Source organism: Streptomyces sp. TLI_171 (assembly GCF_003610255.1).
Taxonomy (GTDB): Bacteria; Actinomycetota; Actinomycetes; order Streptomycetales; family Streptomycetaceae; genus Kitasatospora.
Genome location: NZ_RAPS01000001.1, coordinates 3,155,626 through 3,169,610, shown reverse-complemented (window position 1 = coordinate 3,169,610; position 13,985 = coordinate 3,155,626). Strand labels below are relative to the sequence as shown.

At 66.6% G+C, this 13,985-nt stretch carries 22 protein-coding genes; all 22 read left to right on the top strand.

Annotated elements, in window-relative coordinates:
* Window positions 1–65: 65 nt before the first annotated feature.
* A complete protein-coding gene (locus tag BX266_RS14370) occupies window positions 66–629 on the top strand; it encodes a DUF1707 and DUF4190 domain-containing protein (RefSeq protein WP_310794781.1) in 564 nt (187 codons plus the stop codon).
* Between the two features lie 350 nt (window positions 630–979).
* Window positions 980–1,351, top strand: a complete 372-nt coding sequence (rpsL, locus tag BX266_RS14365) for a 30S ribosomal protein S12 (RefSeq protein WP_014144289.1) — start codon at window positions 980–982, stop codon at window positions 1,349–1,351.
* A gap of 2 nt (window positions 1,352–1,353) precedes the next feature.
* On the top strand, window positions 1,354–1,824 hold the full coding sequence (gene rpsG, locus BX266_RS14360) for a 30S ribosomal protein S7 (protein ID WP_030457432.1): 471 nt from the start codon (window positions 1,354–1,356) through the stop codon (window positions 1,822–1,824).
* A gap of 39 nt (window positions 1,825–1,863) precedes the next feature.
* Window positions 1,864–3,969 (top strand): elongation factor G, encoded by a 2,106-nt coding sequence (fusA, locus tag BX266_RS14355; RefSeq protein WP_099899935.1) that lies wholly within the window; start codon window positions 1,864–1,866, stop codon window positions 3,967–3,969.
* A 202-nt stretch (window positions 3,970–4,171) separates the two neighbouring features.
* Window positions 4,172–5,365 carry an elongation factor Tu gene (gene tuf / locus BX266_RS14350; RefSeq protein WP_030457430.1) on the top strand — a complete coding sequence of 398 codons (1,194 nt, stop codon included), beginning with the start codon at window positions 4,172–4,174 and terminating at the stop codon, window positions 5,363–5,365.
* A 512-nt stretch (window positions 5,366–5,877) separates the two neighbouring features.
* Window positions 5,878–6,186 (top strand): 30S ribosomal protein S10, encoded by a 309-nt coding sequence (gene rpsJ, locus BX266_RS14345; protein ID WP_012785157.1) that lies wholly within the window; start codon window positions 5,878–5,880, stop codon window positions 6,184–6,186.
* Between the two features lie 14 nt (window positions 6,187–6,200).
* Entirely contained in the window at window positions 6,201–6,848 is a 648-nt protein-coding gene (rplC, locus tag BX266_RS14340) for a 50S ribosomal protein L3 (protein ID WP_099899933.1), read from the top strand.
* Between the two features lie 5 nt (window positions 6,849–6,853).
* Entirely contained in the window at window positions 6,854–7,531 is a 678-nt protein-coding gene (gene rplD / locus BX266_RS14335; RefSeq protein ID WP_099899931.1) for a 50S ribosomal protein L4, read from the top strand.
* Window positions 7,531–7,848 carry a 50S ribosomal protein L23 gene (rplW, locus tag BX266_RS14330; RefSeq protein WP_099899929.1) on the top strand — a complete coding sequence of 106 codons (318 nt, stop codon included), beginning with the start codon at window positions 7,531–7,533 and terminating at the stop codon, window positions 7,846–7,848. The genes rplD and rplW overlap by 1 nt, the downstream gene beginning before the upstream one ends.
* Window positions 7,849–7,892: 44 nt before the next feature.
* Complete coding sequence (gene rplB / locus BX266_RS14325) at window positions 7,893–8,729, top strand: 50S ribosomal protein L2 (RefSeq protein ID WP_030457418.1); 837 nt, start codon at window positions 7,893–7,895, stop codon at window positions 8,727–8,729.
* 11 nt (window positions 8,730–8,740) lie between these two features.
* On the top strand, window positions 8,741–9,022 hold the full coding sequence (gene rpsS, locus BX266_RS14320; RefSeq protein WP_014136283.1) for a 30S ribosomal protein S19: 282 nt from the start codon (window positions 8,741–8,743) through the stop codon (window positions 9,020–9,022).
* A 61-nt stretch (window positions 9,023–9,083) separates the two neighbouring features.
* Window positions 9,084–9,431 (top strand): 50S ribosomal protein L22, encoded by a 348-nt coding sequence (rplV, locus tag BX266_RS14315; protein WP_099899927.1) that lies wholly within the window; start codon window positions 9,084–9,086, stop codon window positions 9,429–9,431.
* Window positions 9,431–10,267 (top strand): 30S ribosomal protein S3, encoded by an 837-nt coding sequence (gene rpsC, locus BX266_RS14310; protein ID WP_099899925.1) that lies wholly within the window; start codon window positions 9,431–9,433, stop codon window positions 10,265–10,267. Before rplV ends, rpsC begins: the two co-directional genes overlap by 1 nt.
* Window positions 10,268–10,272: 5 nt before the next feature.
* Window positions 10,273–10,692, top strand: coding sequence for a 50S ribosomal protein L16 (gene rplP / locus BX266_RS14305; protein WP_030457415.1), 420 nt, complete (start codon window positions 10,273–10,275; stop codon window positions 10,690–10,692).
* Window positions 10,692–10,916 carry a 50S ribosomal protein L29 gene (rpmC, locus tag BX266_RS14300; RefSeq protein WP_030457414.1) on the top strand — a complete coding sequence of 75 codons (225 nt, stop codon included), beginning with the start codon at window positions 10,692–10,694 and terminating at the stop codon, window positions 10,914–10,916. Before rplP ends, rpmC begins: the two co-directional genes overlap by 1 nt.
* The gene (rpsQ, locus tag BX266_RS14295; RefSeq protein WP_014136278.1) at window positions 10,916–11,188 is read left to right on the top strand and encodes a 30S ribosomal protein S17; all 273 of its coding nucleotides are present in this window, start codon (window positions 10,916–10,918) and stop codon (window positions 11,186–11,188) included. The genes rpmC and rpsQ overlap by 1 nt, the downstream gene beginning before the upstream one ends.
* A 102-nt stretch (window positions 11,189–11,290) precedes the next feature.
* Complete coding sequence (gene rplN, locus BX266_RS14290) at window positions 11,291–11,662, top strand: 50S ribosomal protein L14 (protein ID WP_030300391.1); 372 nt, start codon at window positions 11,291–11,293, stop codon at window positions 11,660–11,662.
* 15 nt (window positions 11,663–11,677) lie between these two features.
* Window positions 11,678–11,989 (top strand): 50S ribosomal protein L24, encoded by a 312-nt coding sequence (gene rplX / locus BX266_RS14285; RefSeq protein ID WP_035872243.1) that lies wholly within the window; start codon window positions 11,678–11,680, stop codon window positions 11,987–11,989.
* Complete coding sequence (gene rplE, locus BX266_RS14280; protein ID WP_030457412.1) at window positions 11,989–12,558, top strand: 50S ribosomal protein L5; 570 nt, start codon at window positions 11,989–11,991, stop codon at window positions 12,556–12,558. The genes rplX and rplE overlap by 1 nt, the downstream gene beginning before the upstream one ends.
* A 3-nt stretch (window positions 12,559–12,561) precedes the next feature.
* Window positions 12,562–12,747, top strand: a complete 186-nt coding sequence (locus tag BX266_RS14275) for a type Z 30S ribosomal protein S14 (RefSeq protein WP_008747480.1) — start codon at window positions 12,562–12,564, stop codon at window positions 12,745–12,747.
* Window positions 12,748–13,014: 267 nt separating this feature from the next.
* Window positions 13,015–13,422 carry a 30S ribosomal protein S8 gene (gene rpsH / locus BX266_RS14270; protein ID WP_043914570.1) on the top strand — a complete coding sequence of 136 codons (408 nt, stop codon included), beginning with the start codon at window positions 13,015–13,017 and terminating at the stop codon, window positions 13,420–13,422.
* A gap of 22 nt (window positions 13,423–13,444) precedes the next feature.
* On the top strand, window positions 13,445–13,984 hold the full coding sequence (gene rplF / locus BX266_RS14265) for a 50S ribosomal protein L6 (RefSeq protein ID WP_099899923.1): 540 nt from the start codon (window positions 13,445–13,447) through the stop codon (window positions 13,982–13,984).
* Window position 13,985: the final 1 nt, after the last annotated feature.

The following is a 13,985-nucleotide window of genomic DNA, read 5'->3' as shown; positions in this document are numbered from 1 at the left end:
GCGCGCCCGAACGTCCTGCATGCTGGGAGCGCACTCGCAGCGCGGGGAATCGGGAGGTGGCGGCGATGGCCGGTCAGTGGGGATCTCCGGCGCCGTACGGGCAGCAGCCGTGGCGGCCGGCGTCGACGCCGCAGGCCGCGATGCGCGCGGCGCACGCCGACCGCGAGCGCACCGTGGACGTGCTGCGGGCCGCCTACGCGGAGGGCCGGCTGTCCGCGCCCGAGTTCGAGCAGCGCATGGGCACCGCCCACCAGGCCGCCACCTACGGGCAGTTGGCCGCCCTGGTGGCCGACCTGCCGGCCGGGCCGATGGTGCTGCCGATGGGCGCCGCCGTTCCGGTGGTGCCGCCGACCTTCCTGCCCGCGTACCAGCCGCTCCCGCCGCGCAACGGCCTGGCGGTCGCCTCGCTGGTCCTCGGCGGCCTGGTCTTCTTCACCGGCGGCCTCTCCGGCGTGCCCGCGGTGATCACCGGTCACATGGCCCGCTCGCAGATCCGCCGCACCGGCGAGCAGGGCGACGGCATGGCGCTGACCGGCCTGATCCTGGGCTGGGTGACGATCGCCGGATGGTCACTGCTGCTCTTCCTGGTGATCATCGCCTCGGTGACCGGGCCCGGCACCGGTCCCTGAACCGGTGCGACGCGCACCCGACGTCCGGACGACGCGCGCACCCGGCCCGTGCGGCGCCGGGACGCGCGCCCGGCCGGGCGCGCCCCATTTGTTTTGACCGCCGCCTGTGCGCTAGGTACGCTCTGACCTTGTGCCTGGGGTGTGCCCGGGTCCTTGTGCGTGCCAGCAGATCGGCCGCCGCAGCGGAGACTCCACCCGCTCGGTGTGCGCCGTAGCCGCAGCGCAGCTCATGGGATTCCGCGATTCTTCCCCCGAAGAAGGCCAACACACCCGACCGCGTGGGTCGGAGGGTGCGGGCCATACCGCAGGTTAGTTCCACCAAGCCTTGGCACACAGAAAACGGAGAAACGGTGCCTACGATCCAGCAGCTGGTCCGAAAGGGCCGGCAGGACAAGGTCGAGAAGAACAAGACGCCCGCACTGAAGGGTTCGCCCCAGCGCCGCGGCGTCTGCACGCGTGTGTACACGACCACCCCGAAGAAGCCGAACTCGGCGCTTCGTAAGGTCGCCCGTGTGCGCCTCACCAGCGGGATCGAGGTCACCGCCTACATTCCGGGCGAGGGCCACAACCTGCAGGAGCACTCCATCGTGCTGGTCCGCGGTGGCCGTGTGAAGGACCTTCCTGGTGTCCGCTACAAGATCATCCGCGGCTCGCTCGACACCCAGGGTGTCAAGAACCGCAAGCAGGCTCGTAGCCGCTACGGCGCCAAGAAGGAGAAGTAAGAATGCCTCGTAAGGGTCCCGCCCCGAAGCGCCCGGTCATCATCGACCCGGTCTACGGCTCGCCGCTCGTGACCTCGCTGGTCAACAAGATCCTGCTGCACGGCAAGCGCTCCACCGCCGAGCGGATCGTCTACGGCGCCCTCGAGGGTGTCCGCGAGAAGACCGGCGCCGACCCGGTGGTCGCGCTCAAGCGCGCCCTGGAGAACGTCAAGCCGACCCTCGAGGTCAAGTCCCGCCGCGTCGGCGGCGCCACCTACCAGGTGCCGGTCGAGGTCCGTCCGGGCCGCGCCAACACCCTGGCGCTGCGCTGGCTGGTCGGCTACTCCCGCGCCCGTCGCGAGAAGACCATGACCGAGCGTCTGCTCAACGAGATCCTCGACGCCAGCAACGGCCTGGGCGCTTCCGTGAAGCGTCGCGAGGACACCCACAAGATGGCCGAGTCCAACAAGGCCTTCGCGCACTACCGCTGGTAGTCCGAACCCCGTCACTAGACAGAGAGAGAACGAGCCACCATGGCTGCAACCTCCCTTGACCTCGCCAAGGTCCGCAACATCGGGATCATGGCGCACATCGACGCGGGCAAGACCACCACCACCGAGCGGATCCTGTTCTACACCGGTGTCTCGTACAAGATCGGTGAGGTCCACGATGGCGCTGCCACCATGGACTGGATGGAGCAGGAGCAGGAGCGCGGCATCACCATCACGTCGGCCGCGACGACCTGTCACTGGACCCTCGACGGCGTTGACAACACCATCAACATCATCGACACCCCGGGCCACGTCGACTTCACCGTCGAGGTGGAGCGCTCGCTGCGCGTGCTCGACGGTGGCGTGACGGTGTTCGACGGCGTCGCCGGTGTCGAGCCCCAGTCCGAGACCGTGTGGCGGCAGGCTGACCGCTACGGCGTCCCGCGCATCTGCTTCATCAACAAGCTGGACCGCACGGGCGCCGACTTCTACTTCTGCGTGCAGACCATCGTGGACCGCCTCGGCGCCACCCCGCTGGTCATGCAGCTCCCGATCGGCGCCGAGGGTGACTTCACCGGTGTCGTCGACCTGGTGAAGATGAAGGCCCTGGTCTGGTCCGCGGACGCTCCCAAGGGCGAGATGTACGACGTCGTCGACATCCCGGCCGACCTCGCCGACAAGGCGGCGGAGTACCGCGAGCAGCTGCTCGACACCGTGTCGAACGTCAGCGACGAGGTGATGGAGCTCGCCCTGGAGGGCGAGGACATCCCCGAGGAGCTGCTGGTCGCCGCGATCCGCAAGGGCACGCTGAACTCGGACTTCACCCCGATCTTCTGCGGCTCGGCGTTCAAGAACAAGGGCGTCCAGCCCCTGCTCGACGCGGTTGTGAAGTACCTGCCGTCGCCCCTCGACATCGAGGGCATCGAGGGCACCAAGCCGAACAACCCCGACGAGAAGATCGTCCGTCAGGCCTCTGACGACGAGCCGCTCGCCGCGCTCGCGTTCAAGATCATGTCTGACCCGCACCTGGGCAAGCTCACCTTCGTCCGCGTGTACTCCGGCCGCCTGGAGTCCGGCACCTCGGTGCTGAACTCCGTCAAGGGCAAGAAGGAGCGCATCGGCAAGATCTACCGCATGCACGCGAACAAGCGTGAGGAGATCGACTCGGTGGGCGCCGGCGACATCATCGCCGTGATGGGCCTGAAGCAGACCACCACCGGTGAGACGCTGTCCGACGAGAAGCAGCCGGTCATCCTGGAGTCCATGGACTTCCCGGCCCCGGTCATCCGCGTCGCGATCGAGCCCAAGTCCAAGGGCGACCAGGAGAAGCTGGGTGTCGCCATCCAGCGCCTGGCCGAGGAGGACCCGTCCTTCCAGGTCAACACCGACGAAGAGACCGGCCAGACCATCATCGCGGGTATGGGCGAGCTGCACCTCGAGGTGCTGGTCGACCGTATGCGCCGTGAGTTCAAGGTCGAGGCCAACGTCGGCAAGCCGCAGGTCGCGTACCGCGAGACGATCCGCAAGGCCGTCGAGCGCATCGACTACACGCACAAGAAGCAGACCGGTGGTTCCGGCCAGTTCGCGAAGATCCAGATCGCGATCGAGCCGCTGGAGTCCGGCGAGGGCTACGAGTTCGTGAACAAGGTCACCGGTGGCCGCGTTCCGAAGGAGTACATCCCCTCGGTGGACGCCGGTTGCCAGGAGGCCATGGAGTTCGGCGTGCTCGCCGGCTACCCGCTCCAGGGCGTCCGCGTCAGCCTGCTCGACGGCGCGTCGCACGACGTCGACTCGTCCGAGCTGGCGTTCAAGATCGCCGGTTCCATGGCGTTCAAGGAAGGTGCCAAGAAGGCGTCGCCGGCTCTGCTCGAGCCGATGATGGCCGTCGAGGTCACCACCCCCGAGGACTACATGGGCGACGTGATCGGCGACATCAACTCCCGCCGTGGCCAGATCCGGGCCATGGAGGAGCGTCACGGTGCCCGCGTCGTCAAGGCGCTGGTGCCGCTCTCCGAGATGTTCGGCTACGTCGGTGACCTGCGCAGCAAGACCTCTGGTCGCGCGAGCTACTCGATGCAGTTCGACTCGTACGCCGAGGTTCCGCGGAACGTGGCGGACGACATCATCGCCAAGGCCAAGGGCGAGTGACGTCCCGGTAATCGGGATGAACCAGAACCTTTAGGCTAGAAGGAGGGCACCCGGACGACACCCGTCCGGGTTCCGCCCGGGAGCCCTCCGGCACCCCCACCCGCGGGACGGCAATGGGGCGCCACCAGCGCCCCGTTCCAAAAACCCGATCCAGACCAACTGACGTCGTACGGCGTACAGAACTGTCCTCAGGAGGACTGCAGTGGCGAAGGCGAAGTTCGAGCGGACGAAGCCCCACGTCAACATCGGCACCATCGGTCACATCGACCACGGTAAGACCACGCTGACCGCGGCCATCACCAAGGTGCTGCACGACGCGTACCCGGACATCAACCCCTTCACGCCGTTCGACCAGATCGACAAGGCCCCGGAGGAGCGTCAGCGCGGTATCACCATCTCGATCGCGCACGTCGAGTACCAGACCGAGGCGCGTCACTACGCCCACGTCGACTGCCCGGGTCACGCCGACTACATCAAGAACATGATCACCGGTGCGGCCCAGATGGACGGTGCGATCCTCGTCGTCGCCGCCACCGACGGCCCGATGCCGCAGACCAAGGAGCACGTGCTCCTGGCCCGCCAGGTCGGCGTCCCCTACATCGTCGTCGCCCTGAACAAGGCCGACATGGTGGACGACGAGGAGATCCTGGAGCTCGTCGAGCTCGAGGTCCGTGAGCTCCTCTCCGAGTACGAGTTCCCGGGCGACGACCTGCCGGTCGTCCGCGTCTCGGCGCTCAAGGCGCTCGAGGGCGACAAGGAGTGGGGCGAGAAGCTCCTCGGCCTCATGCACGCCGTCGACGAGGCCATCCCGACCCCGGCCCGCCTCACCGACCAGCCGTTCCTGATGCCGATCGAGGACGTCTTCACGATCACCGGTCGTGGCACCGTCGTCACCGGTCGTATCGAGCGCGGCATCCTCAAGGTCAACGAGACCGTCGACATCATCGGCATCAAGACCACCAAGACCACCACCACGGTCACCGGTATCGAGATGTTCCGCAAGCTGCTCGACGAGGGCCAGGCCGGTGAGAACGTCGGTCTGCTGCTCCGCGGCATCAAGCGCGAGGACGTCGAGCGCGGCCAGGTCATCATCAAGCCGGGTTCGGTCACGCCGCACACCGACTTCGAGGCCCAGGCCTACATCCTGTCGAAGGACGAGGGTGGTCGTCACACCCCCTTCTTCAACAACTACCGCCCGCAGTTCTACTTCCGTACCACTGACGTGACCGGCGTCGTGACCCTCCCCGAGGGCACCGAGATGGTCATGCCGGGCGACAACACCGCCATGACGGTCGCGCTGATCCAGCCGGTCGCCATGGAGGAGGGCCTGAAGTTCGCCATCCGTGAGGGTGGCCGCACCGTCGGCGCCGGCCAGGTCACCAAGATCGTCAAGTAATTGACGCTCTGACCCCTGGTCAACTGCAGGGCCCGGTCCGCTCCCGCGAGGGAGTGGGCCGGGCCCTCGGCGTTTCTCCGGCCGGAACAGGTTTGCCGGCCGGACAAGGGGTGTGACGTGCACCCCTGCGGGTGAACCCGATTGGCGTATCGCCCGCGTTCTGTGGCAGGATGTCTGAGTTGCTCGGTTGAGTACCGATGCTGCGCGCCTCCCGTCGGGAGGACTGGAAGCGAGTCCCATGTACTCGTCGTTCCCGTGAATGGCCGTTCATGTGCCCACGTGCTGTGTGTGGGTGCAGTGGTGTGTAAGCGACACCGCGGCAGCTGCGGGGCGAAAGTACGGGAATCTTCCGGGAAGCGTACGCGGGGTACCGGCCCGGCTCACCTCCTCCAGCAGTTCGAAGCCGACGAATCTGTTCGCCGGTTTTTTGCAAGCGCGAGTGCGACACGCCCGAGCGCGGGGGTCGGAGGAGTCGCGAAGCAACGTACGACTCAAAGGACTACGGAGTAGCCATGGCGGGACAGAAGATCCGCATCCGGCTCAAGGCCTACGACCACGAGGTCATCGACTCCTCGGCGAAGAAGATCGTCGAGACGGTGATCCGTACTGGTGCGCAGGTCGCGGGCCCGGTGCCGCTGCCCACTGAGAAGAACGTGTACTGCGTCATCCGCTCGCCGCACAAGTACAAGGACTCGCGCGAGCACTTCGAGATGCGCACTCACAAGCGTCTGATCGACATCCTCGACCCCACGCCGAAGACGGTTGACTCGCTGATGCGTCTCGACCTGCCGGCGGGCGTCGACATCGAGATCAAGCTCTGAGAGGCGCACCGAAGATGGCTAAGCAGATTAAGGGCATCCTGGGCGAGAAGCTCGGCATGACCCAGGTCTGGGACGAGAACAACCGGGTCGTCCCGGTGACCGTCGTCAAGGCTGGGCCCAATGTCGTGACCCAGGTCCACACCGCCGACAGCCCGGCCGGCTACGACGCCGTCCAGATCGGCTTCGGCGAGATCGACCCCCGCAAGGTGAACAAGCCCCTCCAGGGCCACTTCGCCAAGGCCGGTGTCACCCCCCGCCGTCACCTGGTCGAGCTCCGTACCTCGGACGCCTCCGAGTACGCCCTGGGCCAGGAGATCACCGCTGAGCTGTTCGAGGCGGGTGTCAAGGTCGACGTGACCGGCACCTCCAAGGGCAAGGGCTTCGCCGGTGTCATGAAGCGTCACAACTTCAAGGGCCTCGGCGCCGGTCACGGCACCCAGCGCAAGCACCGCTCGCCCGGTTCCATCGGTGGCTGCGCCACCCCGGGCCGTGTGTTCAAGGGCATGCGCATGGCGGGTCGGATGGGCCACGAGCGTGTGACCACCCAGAACCTGACCGTGCACGCGGTCGACGCGGAGAAGGGTCTGCTGCTCATCAAGGGCGCGATCCCGGGCCCGAACGGCGGCCTCGTCCTCGTCCGCACCGCGGCGAAGGGGCTGTGAAGGAAATGACGACCATTGACATCCTGTCGCCGGCCGGCGACAAGGCCGGCAGCCTCGAGCTGCCCGCCGAGATCTTCGACGCCAAGATCAGCATCCCGCTGATGCACCAGGTCGTCGTGGCGCAGCTCGCTGCGGCCCGTCAGGGCACTCACAAGGTCAAGCGCCGCGGCGAGGTCCGTGGCGGCGGCAAGAAGCCGTACCGCCAGAAGGGCACCGGCCGCGCCCGTCAGGGCTCGACCCGCGCGCCGCAGTTCGCCGGTGGTGGCGTCGTGCACGGTCCCGTGCCGCGTGACTACTCGCAGCGGACCCCGAAGAAGATGATCGCCGCCGCCCTGCGCAGCGCGCTCACCGACCGGGCGCACCACGAGCGCATCCACGTCGTCACCGGCGTGACCGCGACCGAGGGCCCGTCGACCAAGGCCGCCAAGGTCCTGTTCGGCAAGATCTCGGAGCGCAAGAACCTCCTCCTGGTGGTCGAGCGCGAGGACGAGCTGGGCATCCTGTCCGCTCGCAACCTGCCGAACGTGCACATCCTGGACGCCGGCCAGCTGAACACCTACGACGTGCTCGTCTCCGACGATGTGGTCTTCACCCAGGCCGCCTTCGAGCGTTTCGTGGCCGGTCCGGCCGCTTCCGCCAAGGCTGTTGCTGCTGAGGGCGAGCTCGAAGGGACTGCCGCCTGATGAGCGAGATCACCTCCAAGACGTTCACGGACCCCCGTGACGTCCTGATCAAGCCGGTTATCTCCGAGAAGAGCTACTCGCTCCTCGACGAGAACAAGTACACGTTCGTCGTGGCTCCCGGTGCCAACAAGACCCAGATCAAGCAGGCCGTCGAGGCGGTCTTCTCGGTCAAGGTCGAGGCCGTGAACACGCTGAACCGCCAGGGCAAGCGCAAGCGCTCCCGCACCGGTTTCGGCAAGCGCAAGGACACCAAGCGCGCGATCGTGACGCTGGCCGAGGGCAACCGCATCGACATCTTCGGTGGTCCGGTCTCCTGACGTTTCGTCAGGGACTGCGATCGTCGTAAAGGACGAGGACAGAAATGGGTATCCGCAAGTACAAGCCGACTACGCCGGGCCGTCGTGGCTCCAGCGTGGCCGACTTCGTCGAAATCACGCGGTCCACGCCGGAGAAGTCGCTGGTTCGCCCGCTGCACAGCAAGGGCGGCCGTAACAACGCCGGTCGTGTCACTGCTCGCCACCAGGGTGGCGGTCACAAGCGCGCCTACCGTCTGATCGACTTCCGTCGTCACGACAAGGACGGCGTGCCGGCCAAGGTCGCACACATCGAGTACGACCCCAACCGCACCGCGCGCATCGCGCTCCTGCACTACGCGGACGGCGAGAAGCGCTACATCATCGCCCCCCGCGGCGTCGCGCAGGGTGACCGGATCGAGAACGGCGCTGGCGCCGACATCAAGCCGGGCAACAACCTGCCGCTGCGCAACATCCCGGTCGGTACCACCATCCACGCGGTGGAGCTCCGTCCCGGCGGTGGCGCCAAGCTGGCCCGCTCCGCGGGTTCCGGCATTCAGCTGCTCGCCCGTGAGGGCCGCATGGCGCACCTGCGCATGCCCTCCGGTGAGATCCGCCTGGTCGACGCGCGCTGCCGCGCCACCGTCGGCGAGGTCGGCAACGCCGAGCAGTCGAACATCAACTGGGGCAAGGCCGGCCGTATGCGCTGGAAGGGCGTCCGCCCGACCGTGCGTGGTGTGGCCATGAACCCGATCGACCACCCGCACGGTGGTGGTGAGGGTAAGACCTCCGGTGGTCGCCACCCGGTCTCGCCGTGGGGCAAGCCCGAGGGCCGCACCCGTCGCCCGAACAAGGCGTCGGACTCCCTCATCGTGCGCCGCCGCAAGACCAACAAGAAGCGCTAGGAGCAGGTCAGATGCCGCGCAGTCTCAAGAAGGGCCCCTTCATCGACGACCACCTTCAGAAGAAGGTGGACGTGCAGAACGAGGCGGGCACGCAGAACGTCATCAAGACCTGGTCCCGTCGTTCCGTGATCTCCCCGGCCATGCTCGGCCACACGATCGCGGTTCACGATGGCCGCAAGCACGTCCCGGTGTTCGTCACCGAGTCGATGGTCGGCCACAAGCTCGGCGAGTTCGCTCCCACGCGCACCTTCAAGGGGCACGTGAAGGAAGACCGCAAGTCGAAGCGTCGCTAATCGCTTCCGCGAGCTGTAGCGCCAGAACGACAAAGTGACTTACTCCATTAAGGGGACAACCATGGAAGCCAGGGCCCAGGCGCGGTACATCCGCGTCACGCCCATGAAGGCCCGCCGCGTGGTGGACCTCATCCGTGGCCTGCCGGCCACGGAGGCCCAGGCGGTCCTGCGTTTCGCTCCGCAGGCTGCCACTGTGCCGGTCGGCAAGGTGCTCAACAGCGCCATCGCCAACGCCGCGCACAACTACAACCACTCCAACACGGACGACCTCTACATCTCCGAGGCGTACGTTGACGAGGGCCCGACCCTGAAGCGGTTCCGTCCGCGCGCCCAGGGCCGTGCCTACCGGATCCGCAAGCGGACCAGCCACATCACCGTGGTCGTCAGCAGCAAGGAAGGGACCCGGTAATGGGCCAGAAGGTTAACCCGCACGGGTTCCGCCTCGGCATCAGCACGGACTTCAAGTCCCGCTGGTACGCCGACAAGCTGTACAAGGACTACGTCAAGGAAGACGTCGCCATCCGTCGTCTCATGACGAAGGGCATGGAGCGCGCCGGCATCTCCAAGGTCGAGATCGAGCGCACCCGTGACCGCGTCCGCGTGGACATCCACACCGCCCGTCCGGGCATCGTGATCGGCCGCCGCGGCGCGGAGGCCGACAAGATCCGGGGCAACCTGGAGAAGCTGACCGGCAAGCAGGTCCAGCTGAACATCCTCGAGGTCAAGAACCCCGAGCTGGACGCCCAGCTCGTGGCTCAGGGCGTCGCGGAGCAGCTGTCCTCCCGCGTCTCCTTCCGTCGCGCCATGCGCAAGAGCATGCAGTCGACCATGAAGGCCGGCGCCAAGGGCATCAAGGTCCAGTGCTCCGGTCGTCTCGGCGGCGCCGAGATGAGCCGTTCGGAGTTCTACCGCGAAGGCCGTGTGCCGCTGCACACCCTGCGCGCGAACGTCGACTACGGCTTCTTCGAGGCCAAGACCACCTTCGGCCGCATCGGCGTGAAGGTCTGGATCTACAAGGGCGACGTCAAGAACATCGCCGAGGTCCGCGCTGAGAACGCCGCTGCCCGCTCCGGCAACCGTCCGGCCCGTCCCGAGGGCGGTCGTCCCGCCCGCGGTGGCGAGCGCGGTGGCCGTGGTGGCGAGCGCGGTGGCCGTGGCCGCCGTCCCGCCGCTGCCGAGGCCCAGGCCCCGGCTGCCGCGGTGGAGGCTCCGGCCGCCGCTGAGAACACCGGAACGGAGGCCTGACCCTCATGCTGATCCCCCGTCGGGTCAAGCACCGCAAGCAGCACCACCCGAAGCGCCGCGGCGCGGCCAAGGGTGGCACCGAGCTGGCGTTCGGCCAGTTCGGCATCCAGGCCGTGACCCCGGCCTACGTGACGAACCGTCAGATCGAGTCCGCTCGTATCGCGATCACCCGTCACATCCGTCGTGGCGGCAAGGTCTGGATCAACATCTACCCGGACCGCCCGCTCACCAAGAAGCCGGCCGAGACCCGCATGGGTTCCGGTAAGGGTTCGCCGGAGTGGTGGATCGCGAACGTGCACCCGGGTCGGGTCATGTTCGAACTGTCGTACCCGAACGAGAAGATTGCTCGCGAGGCGCTCACCCGTGCCGCGCACAAGCTTCCGATGAAGTGCCGGATCGTTCGGCGCGAGGACGGTGAGAGCTGATGTCGGCCGCTACCAAGGCTGCTGAGCTTCGCGAACTGGACAACGAGGCTCTCGTTGCCAAGCTCCGTGAGGCCAAGGAGGAGCTGTTCAACCTCCGCTTCCAGGCGGCGACCGGGCAGCTCGACAACCACGGACGGCTCCGGCTGGTCCGTAAGGACATCGCGCGGATCTACACCCTGATGCGCGAGCGCGAGCTGGGCATCGAGACGGTGGAGAACGCCTGATGACTGAGAACACCAACGAGACGCGCGGTTTCCGCAAGACCCGCGAGGGTCTGGTCGTCAGCGACAAGATGGACAAGACCGTCGTCGTCGCCGTCGAGGACCGCGTCAAGCACGCGCTGTACGGCAAGGTCATCCGCCGTACCAACAAGCTGAAGGCGCACGACGAGCAGAACGCGTGCGGTGTCGGCGACCGTGTCCTCCTGATGGAGACCCGGCCGCTGTCCGCGACGAAGCGCTGGCGCGTCGTCGAGATCCTCGAGAAGGCCAAGTAACAAGGTTGTTCGCGGTACGGCCGTATGTGCACCAGGCCCCCAGGGGCGCGGGTGTGAGCAGCGGCCGGCCCGTCAACACTTGTTGACGATCAGGAGAAAGCTGTGATCCAGCAGGAGTCGCGACTGCGCGTCGCCGACAACACGGGTGCCAAGGAGATTCTCTGCATCCGCGTTCTCGGTGGCTCCGGTCGCCGCTACGCCGGTATCGGCGACGTCATCGTCGCCACCGTCAAGGACGCGATCCCCGGCGGCTCGGTGAAGAAGGGCGACGTCGTCAAGTGCGTCGTCGTTCGCACCGTCAAGGAGCGCCGCCGTCCGGACGGCTCGTACATCCGTTTCGACGAGAACGCCGCTGTCGTTCTCAAGAACACCGATGGCGACCCCCGCGGTACCCGCATCTTCGGCCCGGTGGGCCGCGAGCTGCGCGACAAGAAGTTCATGAAGATCATCTCGCTGGCGCCGGAGGTGCTCTGACCCATGGCGAACAGCATGAAGATCAAGAAGGGTGACCTGGTCCAGGTCATCACCGGCAAGGACAAGGGCAAGCAGGGCAAGGTCATTCAGGCCATGCCCGCTGACAACAAGGTCCTCGTCGAGGGTGTCAACCGGGTCAAGAAGCACACCAAGCCGGGCCCCGGCACGCAGGGTGGCATCGTGACCGTCGAGGCCCCGGTGCACGTCTCCAACGTCCAGCTGGTCGTGGAGAAGGACGGCAAGAAGGTCGTCACCCGCGTCGGCTACCGCTTTGACGACCAGGGCAACAAGATCCGCGTTGCCAAGCGGACCGGTGAGGACATCTGATGTCTGAGACGACTGTTGAGAAGGTGACCCCCCGCCTCAAGGAGAAGTACCTCTCCGAGGTGAAGGGTCAGCTGCACGAGCAGTTCTCCTACGAGAACGTCATGCTGATCCCCGGCCTGGTCAAGGTCGTGGTCAACATGGGTGTCGGCGAAGCCGCCCGTGACAGCAAGCTGATCGAGGGTGCCATCAAGGACCTGACCGCGATCACCGGTCAGAAGCCGGCCGTCACCAAGGCCCGCAAGTCCATCGCGCAGTTCAAGCTGCGCGAGGGTCAGCCGATCGGCGCCCACGTCACCCTCCGTGGTGACCGCATGTGGGAGTTCGTGGACCGTCTGGTGTCGCTGGCTCTGCCGCGTATCCGTGACTTCCGCGGCCTCTCGCCCAAGCAGTTCGACGGCCGTGGAAACTACACCTTCGGTCTGACCGAGCAGGTCATGTTCCACGAGATCGACCAGGACAAGGTCGACCGTCAGCGCGGTATGGACATCACCGTCGTGACCACCGCTCAGACCGACGATGAGGGCCGGGCGCTGCTGCGCGCTCTGGGCTTCCCGTTCAAGGAGGCGTGAGCCATGGCGAAGAAGGCCCTGATCGCTAAGTCCGAGCGCAAGCCGAAGTTCGGCGTCCGGGCGTACACCCGGTGCCAGCGCTGCGGCCGTCCGCACTCGGTGTACCGCAAGTTCGGCCTGTGCCGTGTGTGCCTCCGTGAGATGGCGCACCGCGGCGAGCTGCCGGGCGTGACCAAGAGCTCCTGGTAATCCCTTACCAACGGCTCTGACCTGCGAAGCAGTGTGCCCGACCCCCGGCTTTTGGGATCCCGGACAGGATCCCGTAAGGTTGTGGGGTCGGGCCCCTGCCGCAGCGCCCCTTCCCGGGGAGTCTGCGGCTCTCTGTTGAGGGCTCGCACAACCCAGTCTTACTACGTCGTAGGTCCCCTGCGCTTGTGCCCCTTTCGCACTCTTTCGCGAGTGCGCGGAGGGGGACCTGGTGCGGAGAAACCACGGCGAGAGAGGCCTGAGGCCACCATGACCATGACCGACCCGATCGCAGACATGCTCACTCGTCTGCGTAACGCCAACTCGGCGTACCACGACTCCGTCGTGATGCCGTCGAGCAAGATCAAGGCGCACGTCGCCGAGATCCTGCAGCAGGAGGGGTACATCTCCTCCTACAAGGTTGAGGACCCCACCGAGAACGAGGTCGGCAAGAAGCTGACCATCGAGCTCAAGTTCGGTCCGAACCGTGAGCGCTCCATCGCCGGCATCAAGCGCATCAGCAAGCCGGGTCTGCGTGTTTACGCAAAGTCCACCAACCTGCCGAAGGTTCTCGGCGGCCTGGGCGTGGCGATCATCTCCACGTCCTCCGGCCTCCTGACCGACAAGCAGGCCGCCAAGAAGGGCGTAGGCGGAGAAGTTCTCGCCTACGTCTGGTAATTCGGGAAACGGAGGTACAGCAATGTCGCGCATTGGACGGCTGCCCATCCAGGTTCCCGCTGGTGTGGACGTCACCATCGACGGCCAGACGGTCTCGGTGAAGGGCCCCAAGGGCACCCTCACCCACGTCGTCGCCGCGCCGATCGAAATCGGCAAGGGCGAGGACGGCACTCTGGTCGTCACCCGCCCGAACGACGAGCGTCAGTCGAAGGCCCTGCACGGCCTTTCGCGCACGCTGGTGGCGAACATGATCACCGGCGTGACCGCGGGCTACCGCAAGTCGCTGGAGATCAGCGGTGTCGGTTACCGAGTCACGGCGAAGGGCTCCGACATGGAGTTCGCGCTGGGCTACAGCCACCCGATCCTGGTCACCGCGCCGGAGGGCATCTCCTTCGTCGTCGAGACGCCCACCAAGTTCCACGTGGACGGCACCGACAAGCAGAAGGTCGGCGAGGTCGCCGCGAAGATCCGCAAGCTGCGCAAGCCCGACCCGTACAAGGCCAAGGGCGTCAAGTACGCGGGCGAGGTCATCCGCCGCAAGGTCGGAAAGAGTGGTAAGTAAG